This is a genomic window from Sphingomonas sp. IC4-52 (assembly GCF_020707225.1).
In the GTDB taxonomy this organism is placed as follows: Bacteria; Pseudomonadota; Alphaproteobacteria; order Sphingomonadales; family Sphingomonadaceae; genus Sphingomonas.
On record NZ_JAJFEU010000001.1, the window covers coordinates 1,197,841 to 1,214,777 of the forward strand.

At 65.0% G+C, this 16,937-nt stretch carries 15 protein-coding genes; 7 read left to right on the forward strand and 8 right to left on the reverse strand.

Annotation, left to right across the window (positions count from 1 at the left end; translation table 11 throughout):
• From LK535_RS05895 to LK535_RS05915, 5 genes are all read right to left on the reverse strand, one after another.
• Positions 1-1,134, reverse strand: a complete 1,134-nt coding sequence (locus LK535_RS05895) for an AAA family ATPase (RefSeq protein ID WP_227770907.1) — start codon at positions 1,132-1,134, stop codon at positions 1-3.
• Positions 1,131-2,651 carry an XrtA system polysaccharide chain length determinant gene (locus tag LK535_RS05900; RefSeq protein WP_227770908.1) on the reverse strand — a complete coding sequence of 507 codons (1,521 nt, stop codon included), beginning with the start codon at positions 2,649-2,651 and terminating at the stop codon, positions 1,131-1,133. Before LK535_RS05900 ends, LK535_RS05895 begins: the two co-directional genes overlap by 4 nt.
• Before the next feature lie 11 nt (positions 2,652-2,662).
• Positions 2,663-3,310, reverse strand: a complete 648-nt coding sequence (locus LK535_RS05905) for an XrtA/PEP-CTERM system exopolysaccharide export protein (RefSeq protein WP_227770909.1) — start codon at positions 3,308-3,310, stop codon at positions 2,663-2,665.
• Between the two features lie 102 nt (positions 3,311-3,412).
• Positions 3,413-4,645 (reverse strand): pyridoxal-dependent decarboxylase, exosortase A system-associated, encoded by a 1,233-nt coding sequence (locus LK535_RS05910; protein ID WP_227770910.1) that lies wholly within the window; start codon positions 4,643-4,645, stop codon positions 3,413-3,415.
• Complete coding sequence (locus tag LK535_RS05915) at positions 4,642-6,192, reverse strand: AMP-binding protein (RefSeq protein ID WP_227771095.1); 1,551 nt, start codon at positions 6,190-6,192, stop codon at positions 4,642-4,644. Before LK535_RS05915 ends, LK535_RS05910 begins: the two co-directional genes overlap by 4 nt.
• Before the next feature lie 78 nt (positions 6,193-6,270).
• On the opposite strand from LK535_RS05915, the gene LK535_RS05920 reads away from it, so the two are divergent.
• The 3 genes from LK535_RS05920 (at position 6,271) to LK535_RS05930 (ending at position 8,060) form a co-directional block, all read left to right on the forward strand.
• Complete coding sequence (locus LK535_RS05920) at positions 6,271-6,543, forward strand: acyl carrier protein (protein ID WP_227770911.1); 273 nt, start codon at positions 6,271-6,273, stop codon at positions 6,541-6,543.
• A 4-nt stretch (positions 6,544-6,547) separates the two neighbouring features.
• Positions 6,548-7,216 carry a hypothetical protein gene (locus LK535_RS05925; RefSeq protein ID WP_227770912.1) on the forward strand — a complete coding sequence of 223 codons (669 nt, stop codon included), beginning with the start codon at positions 6,548-6,550 and terminating at the stop codon, positions 7,214-7,216.
• A gap of 61 nt (positions 7,217-7,277) precedes the next feature.
• The gene (locus LK535_RS05930; RefSeq protein ID WP_227770913.1) at positions 7,278-8,060 is read left to right on the forward strand and encodes a hydrolase 1, exosortase A system-associated; all 783 of its coding nucleotides are present in this window, start codon (positions 7,278-7,280) and stop codon (positions 8,058-8,060) included.
• Here LK535_RS05930 and LK535_RS05935 read toward each other — a convergent pair.
• Together LK535_RS05935 and trxB are read right to left on the reverse strand one after the other, a co-directional pair.
• A complete protein-coding gene (locus LK535_RS05935) occupies positions 8,047-9,555 on the reverse strand; it encodes a S10 family peptidase (protein ID WP_415837086.1) in 1,509 nt (502 codons plus the stop codon). The genes LK535_RS05930 and LK535_RS05935 overlap by 14 nt on opposite strands.
• 122 nt (positions 9,556-9,677) lie before the next feature.
• Entirely contained in the window at positions 9,678-10,646 is a 969-nt protein-coding gene (gene trxB, locus LK535_RS05940; RefSeq protein ID WP_227771097.1) for a thioredoxin-disulfide reductase, read from the reverse strand.
• Between the two features lie 146 nt (positions 10,647-10,792).
• Between trxB and LK535_RS05945 the strand changes: the two genes are divergently transcribed.
• Entirely contained in the window at positions 10,793-12,175 is a 1,383-nt protein-coding gene (locus LK535_RS05945) for a leucyl aminopeptidase family protein (protein ID WP_227770914.1), read from the forward strand.
• Between the two features lie 154 nt (positions 12,176-12,329).
• Here the strand turns inward: LK535_RS05945 and tpiA are convergent, their stop codons facing one another.
• Positions 12,330-13,064, reverse strand: a complete 735-nt coding sequence (gene tpiA, locus LK535_RS05950; RefSeq protein ID WP_227770915.1) for a triose-phosphate isomerase — start codon at positions 13,062-13,064, stop codon at positions 12,330-12,332.
• 83 nt (positions 13,065-13,147) lie between these two features.
• Here tpiA and LK535_RS05955 point away from each other — a divergent pair, with 83 nt between their 5' ends.
• The 3 genes from LK535_RS05955 to LK535_RS05965 are packed head-to-tail and all read left to right on the forward strand — an operon-like array spanning position 13,148 to position 16,897.
• Positions 13,148-15,091, forward strand: coding sequence for a peptidylprolyl isomerase (locus LK535_RS05955; protein WP_227770916.1), 1,944 nt, complete (start codon positions 13,148-13,150; stop codon positions 15,089-15,091).
• Positions 15,075-16,583: an anthranilate synthase component I gene (gene trpE / locus LK535_RS05960; RefSeq protein WP_227770917.1), complete on the forward strand. Its 1,509-nt coding sequence runs from the start codon at positions 15,075-15,077 to the stop codon at positions 16,581-16,583. Before LK535_RS05955 ends, trpE begins: the two co-directional genes overlap by 17 nt.
• Positions 16,580-16,897: a YciI-like protein gene (locus LK535_RS05965; RefSeq protein WP_227770918.1), complete on the forward strand. Its 318-nt coding sequence runs from the start codon at positions 16,580-16,582 to the stop codon at positions 16,895-16,897. The genes trpE and LK535_RS05965 overlap by 4 nt, the downstream gene beginning before the upstream one ends.
• Positions 16,898-16,937: the final 40 nt, after the last annotated feature.

Genomic DNA, 16,937 nt, shown 5'->3' on the forward strand with positions numbered 1-16,937 from the left:
CTAACCGTAATAGCTTCCGAACCGGCCGCCGCCCGGCTCATAGGAGCGCGAATTCAAAACCAGGCTGATCTGCTCGCATCCATCGAGGATGTTCACTGCTTCGCGGACTTCGGCTTCGGTGGTGCGATCTGCACGCACCACCAGCATCACCTGACCGACAAGAAGCGCCAGAACCGACGCCGGCGACGCGGCGAGTGCGGGCGGCGTATCAAAAACGATGATGCGACGCGGGTCACTCGCCAACAGCTGATCGATAATCTCCCCGGTGCGGGCGCTGGCGAGCAGCTCGGTATCCGAATGAGTGCGCTTGCCGGCGGGAAGAAGGGACAGTTGAGGCACGTCGGTGCGGACCACGAACTCTTCCGGATCCAGCGTCCGGTCAGCAAGAATGTCGAGGAGGCCCGTCGAGTCGTCGAGGCCGAGCGTCGCCATGATATTGGGCTTGGCGAAATCGCCATCGACCAGCAGGACCTCGATATCGCGTTCCGCCGCAAGGCTGATCGCGAGATTGATCGCGCAAAATGTCTTGCCCTCGCCGGGCTTGGCCGATCCCACCAGAAGGGTGCGGGACCGCTCCCCCAGCGACCCTGCGGCGAGGGCGCGAGCGCCAAGAAGCAACTGACGCTTAACCAGCCGGAATTCCTCCGCCAGCGCGCCGATCGGGGCACCGGGAACCAGCATGCCCTTTTCGGCCAGCATGGCCCGATCGATGCGGGCGATCCCATCAAGCAGGATTTCGAAGTCATCTTCCGGTTCAGCCCCAGCGCGAAGCTCCGGCGGGATCGCCATCAGCGTCGCCGCGGCTTCCCGTGAAAGCGTTTCGGCGCCTTCGGGAGCAGGAGGAGCAGCCGAAAGCAGGTCGAAGGTCAGGTCGAGCGGCCTCGCATCCTCGGGATTATCCTGAGTAGAGCGGTCATGTGGAGCAGTTGTCTGTTCGTCGGCCGGAACAGAGTCCGGTTGCTCCAGACTATCCACTCCGGGCTGGTCCTGTGCCTCGGTCGGGACGCCTTCCGCCGGGATCGACGACGCCGGCTGCACGGGAGCCTGACGCTGCCGCAGGTGGGCGCCGAAGTCATAGACGCGCGCCGCCCGCTCGATCAGCGACTCTTCCTGTTTCTTGTCGGCGTTCGTCATGCTGCTAGACCCCGCTGAAGCATTTCGACGCCGAGCAGCGCCACATAGCCGATGGCGAGCGCGCCCGCTCCACCGATGAAAAGCTTCAATTGCCGTTGTCGAAGCTCCGCCTGATGCCGGGTCAGCATTTCCCCGATGGAGCCGATCACTGGCATGCCGGACGCCTTTTCAAGCCGCTGGGCAGTAGGGAAAGTCGCTTGCAGCTTGGACATCGCAAAAGCGCTTCCGATGCCGCCGAGGATGCCGACGATCAGAATGCCGGTAAGCAATAGCGGCCGGTTGGGCGCGGCCGGCGTACGAGGCTGCGTCGGAGGATCAATCACGCTGAACTTGACGGCATCTGTCTGCGACTGCGCCTGACTGCGCAGGTTGACCTGCTCGCGCTGTGCCAGAAGGCGATCATATTGATCCTTCAGGACGGTGTAGTTGCGCTCGATCTCTCCCTGCTCCGCCGCCACTTCGGGATCCTCCGACAGCTTGGCACTCAGCGTGTCGAGATCGGCTTGAAGCTGCTGCTTGCGCATGCGCAGCGCCGCAACATTCGCCTGGCGATCAGCCAGCATCGATTGGAGCGAAAGATACGCAGGATTGGGAACGCCGGCGCCAGCCGCGCCTGCCGGCTCGCTTCGCACGGCGGCCTGCGCCTGTGCCAGCTGCGACTTAAGCGCGATCACGTCGGGATGATTATCGGTGTAACCGCGGCCGCGCGCGTCGGCTAACTGGCCCTGGATCGCAGCCAATCGGGCACGCGCCGGGCCCACACCGGCTCCGCCTGCTGCTGCACCCGCGATCGTCGGCGGGGTGCCGGACAATTGCCCCTGCAGAGCAGCAAGACTCGAGCTTGCCGCGGCAAGATCTCCGTCGACCTGGCTCATCTGCGCCCGCGCGGCGCCCATGCGATCCGCCACCGAGCCGCTGCCCGGCAGCGATCCAAGATAGCGGTTCTGGAAGTCGGCACGCTTCGCCTCGGCATCCTGCAGCTTGGCGCCGAGCGACTGGAGCTGGCCGTCAAGAAATTGCAGGGTCTGGGTGCTCTGCGCGCGATCGTCGGAAAGATTGGTTTCGACGAAGATATCGATCAATTTTTGCGTGATGCTGGACGCGAGCTTTGGCGTTGCCGCGGTGCTGACAATCTCGAACAGATTGTCCTGCTGGGCAGTGATCTTGATAGCGTTTTGAAGGCCAGCGGCTCGATCGGCGACCTCGCGGTCGGACGACGCGGTTTTGGCAAGGTCGGTGCCCCGCACCACCTTCTCCAGGTTCACCGAAGAGGTTAGCGTCTGGCGAACGGTATCGATGTCGCGCTGCTGATCGCCCATCGCGCCGGCCTCACTGCCGGCGGGCAGGACCGAGCGCATCTGGACGAAGACGCGAGCGCGACTTTCGTAGCGGCTGGGGATCTGACTGACCGCCAGCCAGCCCAACAGGCAGATCGCCCAAGCCACCGCGAGCGCCAGCCAGCGCCTGGTCCACACGGCATGAACCGCGATCCTGACCTCTTCGTAAAGCCCAGTCACCGGCCCGCCTTTTAGAACATGCTCTCGGGGATGATGATCACATCGCCCGGTTCCAAGCGCACATTTGCCTTGGAATCCCCGTTCTTCAGCAGACGGTTGATATTGAGCTGGTACTCGGTCTGCTTGCCGGTTGTCCGATCATAGCGGATCAGGCGAGCGCGGTTGCCCGCGGCATATTCATTCAAGCCGCCCACCGCGATCATGGCGTCGAGAAGCGTCATGTTGGCGCGGTAGGGCAGCGCTGCCGGCTTTTCGGTGGCGCCAACGATCCGCACCTGCTGGCTGTAAGTGCCCGAAAAGCTGTCGACGATGACGCTGACGATCGGATCCTTGATATATTCACGCAGCGCCAGCTTCATATCGTCCGCAAGCATCGCGGGCGTCTTGCCCACGGCTGGCATGTCGTTGACGAGCGGCGTGGTGATACGACCATCCGGTCGCACCTGGACCTTCGCCGACAGTTCAGGGTTGCGCCAGACAAAGATCTGGAGAGAGTCCAGCGGCCCGATAACATATTCGTCGCCGGGCTGCTCACGCTGCGCGACAAAGGCCGCCGGAGGCAGTTCCGGCCGTGCACCACCGACGGTGGCGCATCCCGCCAGCATCGTCGTAGCGAGCAGGGCTGCAGGCAAGGAACTGTACCCTCGCGAAAAGCGCATCGAATAACCTCCGTCGGGCGCAAGCGACCGGCGCAGGGAAGATCACCCTCCCCTGCCGGGCTCCGCTAACTTCCACTTGAAAGTAAGAGGTGAAGATAGGGTTTAGGAGCGCTGTACGACGACCTCGGTGGGGGCCGGGTGTCCCAAAAAGGCACTGGGGCTGGCGGTTGCGCCATACGCACCGGCCAAAAAGATCGCGATGACGTCGCCCACGTCCGCTCGAGGGAGGGTCACCCGATCCGCCAGTCGGTCGAGCGGCGTACACAAGCACCCCACTACCGAAACCTCCTCTTCCGACCCCGAACCGCCTGTCCTGCCAGCAACGGCAACCGGATAGTTGCGGCGCACCACCGTCCCGAAATTGCCACTAGCGGCCAGTTGGTGATGCAACCCGCCGTCCACGATCAGGAAGGTCTCGCCGCGGCTCTCCTTGCGATCCACGATCTGGCTCAGATAGACACCGCACTCCCCGACGAGCCAGCGGCCTAGCTCGATCGCATAGGACGTGCCCGCCGCCGTCAGCGATGAGGCATGTATCGCTTCCGCAAGCGCCGAACCGATTGCCCCAACATCGACCGGCGTATCGCCAGCGAAATAGGGAATACCGAAGCCGCCGCCGAGATTGACGAGCGGTGGCAGATGCCCTGCCTCCTCGCTCAGCCGCTCCGCCAACATGAGAGTCGCTGCTTGCGTCTCGATAAGCGCTCGGCTGTCCAAGGCCTGGCTTCCGGCAAAGATATGGAACCCCCGCCAGTCGGCTCCACGGCGGACGATAGCCTGCACCAGCGCGGCGGCGCGCTCGGCATCGATACCGAACGGTGACGGCCGCCCCCCCATCTTCATGCCGGAGCCTTTCAGCTCCATATCGGGATTGACCCTGACAGCCAGGCGCGGAGTTATCCCGAGCCGCTCGCCGATCCCGATCGCCCGATCCGCCTCACCCTCCGATTCGACGTTAAGTGTGGCGCCCGCGTTGATCGCCGCTTCGAGCTCGCCATCGCGCTTGCCCGGGCCCGCGAAACTGATCGATTTGGCAGCTTTGACCGCAAGCGCCTTCTGCAGTTCTCCGGCGGACGCAACATCGAGCCCATCGACCAATGGAGCGATGGCCGCCAGCAAGGCAGGATGAGGATTGGCCTTGATGGCGTAGTGAAGATCGACGGCGGGAAAGGCGCCTCGGAAGGCGGCGATCCGCGCGGCCACAATGGAGGGATCATAGACGAATAGCGGTGATCCGTGCTCGGCAATCCACTCGGGCGCAGCCCGGCCGCCGATGGTCAATTCACCCGTTTGCGACGCGAACTCCGGCGGCAAAGGACCAAATGGCTTGCTCATTTTCCGCTATCCCCTGCCGCGTTGTCGCGATCTGACTCGGCATTCGCCTGCGCCACGCCCTGGTCCTGCACCGACGCGCGAAGCATCGCTCGATCGAGTTTGCCGTTTGCGTTGCGCGGCAGTTCGGATCGCCATTCGAACCGCACCGGTTGCATGAAGTTCGGCAACTCGCGCCGCAATCGTTCCCGCAGATCCGTCTCGCGCGTGTGATCTCCACGGAGGATCACGACAATGGCCTGACCCAGGCGTGCATCAGGAACGCCGATCGCGACCGCCTCCGCAGCCTCCCCGCCGGCGACCACTGCCTCCTCCACCTCTCCGGGACTGATCCGGTTGCCAGCGGACTTGATCATCTCATCGTCGCGGCCGACGAATCGCAGCAGGCCATCATCATCCATCATGGCGGTGTCGCCAGACCAGACCGCCGTGCCACCATATCGGGAGAACGCGGGGGCCGGTCGAAACCGCTGGGCGGTGCGTTCCGGATCCTGCCAATAGCCCTGCGCCACCAGCGGGCCGGCGTGAACCAGTTCACCAGGCTCCCCCGCCGCAGCGCGGCTGCCGTCCGCACCGACGATCATCACCTCGGCATGCGGGATCTCGCGCCCGATCGACTCAGGATGCGTATCGACCAGCGCAGGATCAAGAAACGTGGAGCGGAAGGCCTCGGTCAGGCCGTACATCGGGAACAATTCTGCTTCTGGAAAGCGCTGGCGCAGCGCGCGCACCATGCGGGCCGTGAGTGCGCCGCCGGAGTTGGTGAGCCTGCGCAACCGCTTCGCGGCGGCCGCCGGCCATTCCGCCTCCAGCAACTGAACCCACAATGGCGGCACACCCGCCAAGGTCGTCGCGCCGACACGTTCAACGGCCTTCACAACATCGCGGGGCGTCAGATAATCCAGCGGCGCCACTGCAGCGCCCGCTGCCCAAGTGGAAAACAACTGGTTCTGGCCGTAGTCGAAACTGAACGGCAGCACGCCTAATACCACATCCTCTGGCACGAGACGCAAATAGTGGGCGACACTGTTAGCGCCGAGCCACAGGTTGGCGTGACTGAGCATTACCCCCTTGGGCCGACCGGTAGAACCCGATGTGTACAGGATTGCCGCCAACGCACGTGGATTGCCGGCCGAAGGGGGCAGTTCGTCGCCGGCACCTGGCGCGGTGTGAACGGCCACCGCGGCAACGTCGCCGGCCTCCAGGGTCGAAGCGCGGGCAGGCTGCGTCAACAGCAACCGAGCGCCGCTATCTGCCAGGATATGCGCCACCTGCGCTCGCTTGAGCAGCGGATTGATGGGGACGTGAATTAGGCCGGCCCGGACCGCCGCAAGGGGCATCAAACATGCCTCCCTGGTCTTCGGCAGCCAAGTGGCGACACGATCTCCCTTCGCCAGGTTCTGAGCGGCCAGCCAGCCGGCCAGCCTGCCGACCTGCTCTTCTGCCTGCGCATACGTCAGCACACCGGCGCGATCGACGATCGCAGGCGCACTGCCATCGCCCATGAGTATATGGTCTATCTGTCGCGGCGTCGGATCAAGGGGAACCATCGAGCGGTCATAGCGCCGGGGCGTTGCGGATTTCATCCCCCGGGCTTAACGGCACCCAAGATTTTTGAGGGGACGCAGGTGATTCCGGAAGGCAAACCCGAAGTCGACGCCACGGTGCGCGCCGTGCTCAAGGACGTGCTTGCATTATCGGACGAGCGGGTATCCGCCTTCAACGATTCCACGCCCTTGTTCGGCGCGCTGCCCGAACTTGATTCGATGGCCGTCGCAGGGGTTTTGACCGAGATCGAGGACCGCCTGGGGATCGTGATCGACGATGATGAGGTCGACGGAGATATGCTCGAGACCTTCGGCGCGCTCACCACTTTCGCCGCCAGCAAGACGCTGATCTGAACGTATGGCGGGCACAACTGGCCCGCGCATCGATCATTATCAATGGGCGGGCGGGCGTGAGCTGATGCTTCGCTTCGGCCCCGAGGGCCCGCCTCGCGTGATCGCTGCATTGCCCTTGTTCGAAGAAGGCAATCGCACGCGCGCAGCAATGGTCGACGTCCTGAGGCAGCTCGCAAAGCACGGCATCGCTTCGGCCCTTCCCGATCTGCCCGGTACTGGCGAGAGCCTGGTCGATACAAAGGACGCCACACTGCAGGCCTGGAGGGAAGCGTTCGCCGCCGCTTGCGGGCAGATCGCAGGCCCGGTGCATATCTGTGCGTGGCGAAGTGGCGTGTTGGTTGATGGCCAGGCAGCGGCGGCCAGCCGGTGGTATCTTTCTCCGCAATCCGGCGAGCCCCTGATCCGAGAGCTTGGGCGGGTCCGCGAGCTATCGGGAGGCGCCGATCTGGCGGGGAACCTGCTATCGTCCGAGATGCTGAGCGCCCTGGCACTCGCGCAACCCACGGTGACCGGGCGATTGCGCGTGGTTCGTCTGGATAGCGACATCAAACCGGCCGACCACAAGCTGGCAGGCCGACCATTATGGCGCGCCAGTGAGCCCGATACGGACGAGCAACTGCAGAGCCTTGTGGCGGACGATCTCGCTGCCTGGGTTAGAGCGCAGTCCGAGTGATGGCGGGCGAACGGCGCCTGCCGGCGGAGATGATACAGGCAATTCCGGCGGACTGGTTCGGGTGAACCGCCGACATCTGACCTTTGAATGTGCCGGAGAAACGCTTCTGGGCACGATCGATGAGGCGCCGGGAACGACCGGCCTGCTGATCGTCACTGGCGGCAACGAGATTCGGGCTGGCGCACATCGCGCAATGGCGATGCTTGCGGCTCGCCTGGCGAGCGCCGGCACACCTGTCTTCCGCTATGATCGGCGCGGTGTCGGAGACTCCAGCGGAAGCAACCGGACATTTGCGAACGCCAGCGAAGATCTGCTTGCTGCTGCCGCCACGTTCCGAGCAGTCGCGCCCCAGGTCAGTCGCTTGATCGGGTTCGGAAACTGCGACGCGGCCACCAGTCTTGCGTGGTGGGGGAACGAGGCCGGCTGCAACTCAGTTGTGCTGGCGAATCCATGGGTGGTGGAAAGCGCGGCCAACCTGCCGCCGCCGGCCGCGATCAAGGCGCATTATCTGGCGCAACTGCAAAGCCCGGCGGCTTGGAAACGGATCGCCACCCGCGGGCTCTCGCCTGCCAAGCTGCTCCGCGGGTTGAAGAGGATTGCCGCGCGCGAGGAGGCCACGGATCTGACCTCCCGCACGTTGGAGGCCATCGCTCGCTGGGGCGACCGCGCCACCGTCATCCTGGCTCGCGGTGATGGAACAGCCATCGCCTATGCCGATGCGGCGAGGCGCGCGGGTATTTTCCCGCGCACCATCACCATCGATACCGGATCACACAGCTTCGCTCGCCCGGGCGACGCCGTTGCGCTCGAGCGGGCGATCCGATCCGTCCTCAGCGCGCCCTGATAAAGGCGCGCACGTCCGTGGACAGCTTACGCAAATCCTCATCGCGGACGTACATCATGTGACCGGCATTGTACCAATGCCAGGTAATCCGCCCGTCATTGGGAATGCCGGTTCGGTTCAGTGAATATTCCGCACCGAAGAAGGGCGTCGCAAAGTCGTAATAGCCCTGACCAACGAACACTCGCAGGCCGCTGTTCTCACGCATTGCGCGGCCGATGTACGGCGCAACATTGACATACCCGGCGCCGCCGCGGGGGCCGCCGATCTTCCAGTCCCAGTCGCCGACGCCGCCGATGGAAACGTAGGTGACGTCGGGCGAGTATTTCAGCGTTTCGCGGGCATAGGCGTTCATTGCCGCCGTGTAGGCACCATCGATCGCATAGAAGCTGGGATCATTGTCCGGCTCCTCGCCGGCATTGTCGTAATCCTTGCCCAGATAGCGCGTGTCGAGCCGCCCGATCGTTTGACCGCGATCGCGCAGCAGCTCCTTGTAGAAGCGTCCCGGCGCCAGACGCAGATCGGCACGCGCCAGATATTCCTGCGACACACCGGTGTAGCGGGAGAGTTGCGGAAGAATTGCCTGCCGCTCTTCGGTGGTCAGCGCATTGCCCTTCAGCAAGGCGCTGGCATAGGGGCCGATTGCGAAGGCCTTGGCCTCTGCGATGAACTGTTCAACGGTGGCGGGCCGGTCAGCAACCTTGTTGTGGTACCAGGCGGTCGCGGCCATCGACGGCAGGTTCGTGATGTAGCCGATCTCGTTGCCTGGCGTGTCCGCCGCCGCGCTCAAGTCCAGGATCGATGAGATGAGGATGATCCCGTTGACCGACACGTCGGTGTAGGTACCCTCAAGCTCATTGATGACTGCGGCTGAACGGGTGGTGCCATAGCTTTCGCCGCCGATAAATTTCGGGGCATTCCAGCGACCATGCTCGTTGAGCCACAGCCGGATGAAGGCGGCCATCGACTTGGCGTCCTTCGTCACCCCCCAATAATCCTTGGGATCGGTCTTGCCGAGCGCCCGGCTGAATCCGGTTCCAACGGGATCAATGAAGACGAGGTCGGTGACGTCGAGGAGCGAATCGACGTTGTCGACAATGGGAAAAGGCGGGGCGCCGTCGTCGCGCGCATCGGATGGGATCACCACGCGCTTGGGTCCGAATGCGCCCATGTGCAGCCACAGGGAACCGGACCCGGGACCACCATTCCACAGGAAGGTCACTGGGCGCTTGGGATCGACCGGCCCTTCCTTGATGTAACTGTATGACGTGATGGCAGCGAGAGGCTTGCCATCCTTGTCCTTCAGGTAGGTCTCGCCAGCGATCGCACGATAGTTGATGCGCGTGCCGCCGAAGGTGCCGGAGTGCCGCGTGACCGACACGACGGGCGGTGGGATCGCGGCATCATCCGACCGTTCGGTCTTGGTCTCAGGCTTGTTCTGTGCCGCCAGCGGTGCGGCAATGGCGGCGGTAAACGCCAGGACGAATTTCAGCTTCAAGCGACCCCCCAAGATCTTGTGTCATGCCGGGCACTTTCCGGCACCCAACGGCGTGCCCGTTGGCCCGCAGCGTTTGCGGCACCGGCGGTGCGGGAACAAGCCCGGCATGACAGATCAGGGCATTATTCCGCCGCTTCCGCCATTTTTTCGAAATCCGCCTCCGCCAGGAAGCGCTCCGCATCCAGTGCCGCCATGCAGCCGGTGCCCGCCGCGGTGACCGCCTGGCGGTAGACCTTGTCCATCACGTCGCCGCACGCAAAGACGCCGGGAACGCTGGTGCGCGTGGAGCCGGTTTCGACCTTGATATAATGATCCTCGTCGAGCTCCAGATGCCCGCGGAAGAGCTCGGTCGCGGGATGGTGACCGATCGCGACGAACCCGCCTTCAACATCGAGCCGGGAATGTTCGCCCGTTACCGTATCCCGCAGGTCGAGCGCGACGAGCCCGGCATTGCCGCCGCCATCCACGAACTCACGAACTTCCTTGTTCCACAGCACCTTCACATTGGGATGCGCAAACAGTCGCTCCTGCAGGATCTTCTCCGCACGCAAACTGTCACGGCGGTGGATCAACGTGACGTCATCGGAATGGTTGGTGAGATAAAGCGCTTCCTCGACCGCGGTATTGCCGCCGCCGATGACGGCCACCTTCTTGCCGCGATAAAAGAAGCCGTCGCAGGTGGCGCAGGCGGAAACGCCCTTGCCCTTCATCGCGTCTTCGCTCGGCAGGCCGAGCCACTTTGCCTGCGCGCCGGTAGCAATCACCAGCACGTCCCCCTCGTAGATGTCGCCGCTGTCGCCGGTCAGGCGGAACGGCCGGCGCGTCAGGTCGACGGCGACAATGGTATCCCACATCAACTGCGTACCGACATGCTCGGCCTGCTTCTGCATCTGCTCCATGAGCCACGGCCCCTGGATCACGTCAGCAAAGCCCGGATAGTTTTCCACGTCCGTGGTGGTCATCAACTGACCACCGGGCTGAATGCCCTGAACAAGGATCGGCTTCATGCCGGCGCGTGCGCCGTAGATGGCAGCGGAAAGGCCGGCCGGGCCGGAGCCGAGAATGAGCATGCGAGTCGAGTGTGTCGTCATGCCCCCGATGTAGGGTGCACGACGGATCATGGGAACCATCCCACCGCCCCGGGTTGCGGGGCGCAAAGTGGACGGGCATGTCCTTGCCCCAACAGACTCGCGCTTCCGCAACCCTCCCGATCCCGGGAGGAGAGACAAAGGTTGCAATGACCGACTTCAGCTCCTTCCTCGCCGCCGATCGCGGCCAGCCCGCCCGCCTGATCCACGTCGTTCATCCCGACGACTTCAGCGACTGGCTGGCGCAGCAACCCGTCCGCAGCCGCACTGCCGTCGCGGCGGGCAAGGTGGTGGGAAAGCCGGGCAACCGGGCCATTCTGCCCGGCGATTCGGCCGAGGACTGGTCCATGCTGCTGGTGTGCAACGAGGCGGAAAGCTCACCCTGGCGGATCGCTTCCCTCGGCGATGGCCTGCCCGAGGGAACCTATCGCCTCGCAAAGGGGGAACCGGGCGCGGCCATGCTCGGGTGGGCGCTCGGCCAGCACAAGTTCACCCGCTATCGCACCCCGGAACCACAGGGGCCACGCGTGTTGCTGACCGGAGAGCCGGCGCGAATCGAGGAAATCGTTCGCCTGGCCGAAGCAACCGCCCTGGTCCGCGATCTTGTCGACACCGGTGCATCCGATCTCGGTCCGGCCGAGCTGGAGGCGATCGTCGAGGCTCTGGCTAAAAAGCATGGCGCCACGGTCAACTGCATTCGCGGGGACGTGCTCGCGGACGAGTATCCCATGATCCATGCGGTGGGCCAGGCGGCGGCAAAGAATCGCTCGCCCCGGCTGATCGAACTGGAATGGGGCGACCCCGCCCACCCTCGCGTTGCGTTGGTCGGCAAGGGCGTCTGCTTCGATTCGGGCGGCCTCGATATCAAGCCGTCCTCGGCGATGCGGCTGATGAAAAAGGATATGGGCGGCGCGGCGCACATGATCGCTCTTGCCAGCCTGGTTATGGCGGCGAAGCTGAAGGTCAGGCTGCACCTGCTGATCCCGGCAGTGGAAAACGCCATTGCGGGCGATGCCTTCCGACCTGGCGACGTGCTGCGCACGCGGCAGGGCCTCACCGTGGAAAATACCAATACAGACGCGGAAGGTCGCCTGATCCTGGCTGACGCGCTTACGAAGGCGGCCGAGGGGTCGCCGGAACTGATCCTGGATTACGCGACGTTGACCGGCGCAGCGCGGGTGGCGCTGGGACCTGACCTGCCCCCGCTCTTCACCAATGACGAAACGCTCGCGGCCGACTTCCTGGCGGCAGCAGACGCTGCTCACGATCCGATGTGGCGATTGCCGCTTTGGGACGGTTACGAGGACATGCTGAAGTCGGACATTGCCGACATGGTCAATGCGCCGGACGGCGGCTTTGCAGGCGCGGTCACCGCGGCGCTGTTTCTTCGGAGGTTCGTGCCGAAGAACGTCGCCTGGGCCCATGTCGACACATTTGCGTGGCGCCCGGCTGCCAAGCCGGCCCGCCCGAAAGGTGGCGAAGCGCTCGGCTTGCGGGCAGCCTGGGGCGTGCTGAAAAAGCGATACGGCTAAGCACGAGCTACCTCGCACATCCCAATCAAGCTTGCAGATGTCAGCGTCGCATCAGACGCAATCAGCGTCGTTCCGGCGCGATCCGGCCATCTCAGACTGCGGCAGACCGTAGGCGCTGGCACCTGCGGTCTGCACGCCTGACCGGCAGATCGGATCAGCCAACAGCCGCCGCGATGATCGGCGCGAACTTGGCTGCGGTCAGGCTCGCGCCGCCGACCAGCGCGCCGTCCACCTCCGCCGCGTGGAGCAGCCCGGCGGCATTCTCGGCCGTGACGGAGCCACCGTACAAAAGGCGAATGGCGCCACCCTGCTCCGCCCCGAGTACTTCCACCAGCGCGCCGCGGATGGCGGCATGCATTGCTTCCACGTCAGCAACGGTCGCGACCTTACCAGTCCCGATCGCCCAGATCGGCTCATAGGCAATCGCGAGCCAATCGCCGGCGGCGCCCTCCGGCAACGAGGCGCGGACCTGAGCCGTGACGACCTTTTCCGCCTCACCGGCTTCGCGCTGCTCAAGCGTCTCGCCAACGCACAGGATCGCATCCAGACCATGGCGGCGGCATGCTTCGGCCTTGGCCTTCACGTCCGCGTCGGTTTCACCCTGGCCCTGCCGCCGTTCCGAGTGGCCAACGATGGAAAAGACGGCGCCCGCCTCCTTGATCATCGGTACCGAAACGCAGCCAGTATGTGCGCCGCTGTCCGCAGCATGAACATCCTCGGCGCCGATCGGAAAGCCTGCGCACTGGGCGGCGGGATGGATCAGCGTTGCTGGCACCGCGATTGCCACGTCAACGCGCGGATCGATCGAGGTTGCCACGGCTTCGAGCTCGGCCAGCGCCGCCTGATTGCCGTTCATCTTCCAGTTACCCGCCACGAACTTGCGACGCATGCTCTCTCCCCCTTGTCGGTTGCGCCGTTGCGGTAACGAAGAGGCGCCCTTAAAGCGAGCGCCGTTCAACGGATTGGCGCTGCATGCTCGGGTTCTTTCGTCGTATCATCTATTCACGCTTTGGCATCGTCATCACGATGGGCGTGCTGGGCGTCATCGCGCTGGCATTCGCGCTGGGCGATATCACTGGCCTGCAGAGCGCAGGGGCCAGCGGCGGTACCGTCGCCAAGGTCGGAGGCGAGAGCGTCTCCGAAACCGAACTCACCCGCCGCGTACAGGACGAGTTGCGTGGCGCCCAGCAGCGCTCTCCTACGGCCGACATGAGCCAGCTGGTGGCCGCAGGCGGTGTCGAAAGCGTGCTGGACCGGATGCTGAACGGCCTTGCACTGGAAGCATTTGGCGAGGACCAGGGCATGGTGGTGAGCCGCGCGCTGATCGGCAGCGAGCTTCGCAACATCCCCGCCCTTCAGGGCCCCACCGGCAAGTTCGACCAGGCAATCTATGAGCAGGTGCTCGCCCGCAACCGCCTGACCGATGCCCAGGTCCAATCCGATATCGCCCGGGAAACCATGGTGCAGTTCCTGCTGCGCCCGCAGCTCGGCGCCAGCCAGGTTCCGCAGTCACTTGCCCTCCCTTACGCCTCCTTGCTGCTGGAGCGTCGCGCCGGCCAGATAGCGATGATCCCGGCATCCGCCATGCCGGCCGGCAGCGCACCGACCGACGCGGAAATCCAGACCTGGTACCAGCGCAACGTCGCGCGTTACTCGCTTCCGGAGCGCCGTGTCGCCCGCTACGCCATCGTGACGCCCGAAACAGTGAAGGCACGCGCGACGCCGACCGAGGCGGACATTGCCGCGGCGTACAATGGCGACAAGGCGCGCTGGGGCGCCCGTGAGACGCGGACCGTGTCCCTCGTCACGGTGCTAGATCAAAAGGCAGCAGCATCATTGGCCAGCAAGGTCCGCGGCGGCACTTCCGTGTCCGACGCAGCACGTGCCGCCGGCCTGGAGGCGCGCCGCCTGGAGGGGCAGGACAAGAAGGCGCTGACGCAGGCGAGCTCTGCTGCAGTTGCGGATGCCGTGTTTGGCGCGCAGAGTGGCGGCGTGATCGGGCCCGTGCGCGGCTCGATCGGCTTCGTGGTCGCGAAGGTTGAGAATGTCGCTCAGGTCGCCGGCAAGTCGCTGGCCGAAGCGCGTCCGACGATCGTAGAGGAATTGACGAAGAAAAAGACCGCGGACAGCCTTGCAGCGATCCGCGACGCCCTGGAAGACTCGATCGCAGACAACGCGAACTTCTCCGAACTGGTCGCCGACCAGAAGCTGACGGCGGTCGCCACACCGGCGCTCACCGCGACTGGCATCGACCCGGAAAAGCCGAACGTGCAGCCCGACCCCGCACTGCTGCCGATCCTGTCGGCGGCCTTCCAGTCGGAGGAAGGTGACGATCCTCAGGTTGTCCAGACTGCCACCGACGGCAGCTTCGCGGTGGTTGCGCTGGACCGGATCGTCCGTGCCGCGCCGCGACCGCTGGCATCGGTACGCGATCAGGTGGCGCAAGACTTCGCCGCCGATCGTGCCCGTCGCGCCGCGCGTGCGGCAGCCACCAAGGCGCTTGCAGCGATCAACAAGGGTGCTGCCATCGACAAGGCCCTGGCTGATGCCGGTGTCCGCGGCGGCAAGGTTGAACGGCTGGTTGCCGCACGCTCGCAGGTGAACGCCGATCCGCGAGGCCCCAATCCGGTGCTCGCGCTGATGTTCAGCATGAAGGGCGGCACCGCCAAGATGCTGGAGTCACCGGCCGGGAATGGCTGGCTGATCGTCAAAGTGGAGCAGATTACGCCCGGGGATGCCGCGAAGATCCCGCAGGTGTTGACCGCTACCCGTCAGGATCTCGGCCGCGTGGTCGGCGGTGAATATGCACAGCAGTTCACCGAAGCCGTGAAGAAGGCGATGAAGGCGAGCCGGAACCCGGATGCGGTGGCACGCGTGAAGGCCAGCCTGGTCGGCCAGGGTGGCTCCAATCAGTAACCGAGCCGCCCTCGACGCTCTCGCTGGAGGGCGGCCGGCGCTTGTCTGGCGGCGGCGCATCGCCGACACCGAAACGCCGGTGGCGGCCGCCCTGAAGCTCATCGAGCCGGGCCGCGGCGACTTCCTGCTGGAATCGGTCGAAGGCGGCGCGGTTCGCGGGCGGCATAGCCTGATCGGCCTCGCGCCCGACGTCGTCTTCCGGGCGGAAGGCAATCACGCGTCGATCAACCGCCGCTGGCTGACCGATCGCGACGCATTTGTTGCTTGCGAGGCGCCGACCCTCGCCGCGCTGCGCGATCTGGTCGCCTCCTGCCGGATGGACGTGCCGGAAGAACTGCCGCGCGCGCTGGCGTGCCTGGTGGGGTATTTCGGCTACGAGACGATCGGCCTAGTCGAAGATCTGCCCGCGCCGAAGACTGATGCGCTGGGATTGCCGGACATGATGTTCGTTCGGCCGACCGTGATCCTGGTCTTCGATCGGCTGGCCGATGCGCTGTTCCTTGTCGCACCGGTCTGGCCAAAGGCGGGCCGGTCGGATGAGGCGATCGTTGCCGAAGCCAGTGAACGGCTGGACGCTATCGAGGCGCGGCTGGAAGCGGCGACGCTGCCGCCGCGCGTTCGCGGCGAACCGGCTGAGATCGCTCTGGCGCCAGTGCTACCGGAGGGCCGCTATGGCGAGATGGTGAGGGCGGCGAAAGAGTATATCGTCGCCGGCGACATCTTTCAGGTGGTGCTCGCCCAGCGCTTCACCACGCCTTTCGCGCTTCCGCCTTTCGAGCTTTATCGCGCACTGCGCCGGATCAACCCGTCTCCGTTCCTTTATCACCTCGATCTGCCCGGCTTTGCCCTGACCGGCTCGAGCCCCGAAATCCTCGTCCGCGTGCGTGATGGGGAAGTGACCATCCGGCCGATCGCGGGGACTCGCCCGCGTGGCCGTACGGCAAGCGAGGATGAGGCAAACCGGACCAGCCTGCTTGCGGACCCCAAGGAGCGGGCGGAGCATCTGATGCTGCTCGATCTGGGCCGCAACGACGTCGGCCGGGTGGCCGCCGCCGGCACGGTCAACGTCACCGACAGCTACACCGTCGAATTCTACAGCCACGTCATGCACATCGTCTCGAACGTGGTGGGCCGGCTCGATCCGAAGCATGACGCCATCGACGCGCTGTTCGCCGGGTTCCCGGCCGGCACGGTAAGCGGGGCGCCCAAGGTGCGGGCGTGCCAGATCATTGCCGAACTAGAGGGCGAAAAGCGCGGAGCCTATGCCGGAGGCGTCGGCTATTTCTCGCCGGATGGATCGATGGACTCCTGCATCGTCCTGCGAACGGCGATTGTGAAGGACGGCACCATGCATGTTCAGGCGGGCGCCGGCATCGTCGCGGACAGCGACCCCGCCTATGAGCAGCGCGAGTGCGAGGCAAAGGCGGGTGCCCTTCTCGCCGCGGCGCGAGAGGCGATTGCACAAGCCAGCGCTGGCGGGTTCGGACAGTGAACGCCGCCGCGCACCAGTTGCTGGTCTATGATCTGGCGCCGGATTATCTGGATCGGCGTGGAGAGTTCCGCGAGGAGCATCTTCGCCTCGCCTGGACGGCGGCAGATACCGGTAATCTGGTGCTGGGCGGGGCGGTGGGCGAGCCCGTGGCATCTGCACTGCTGCTGTTCCGTGACCGCGCCAGCGCCGAAGCCTTCGCGAAGGCAGATCCCTATGTATTGCAGGGGCTGGTGAAAGCGTGGCGGGTCGAGCCCTGGCACACGGTGGTGGGCGCGCACGCAGCCACCCCGCTGCGGCCGGGCGCGGACCGGTAACAACTCTTCCCCAGGCACGCGGTCGTGGATAGGCTGCGAC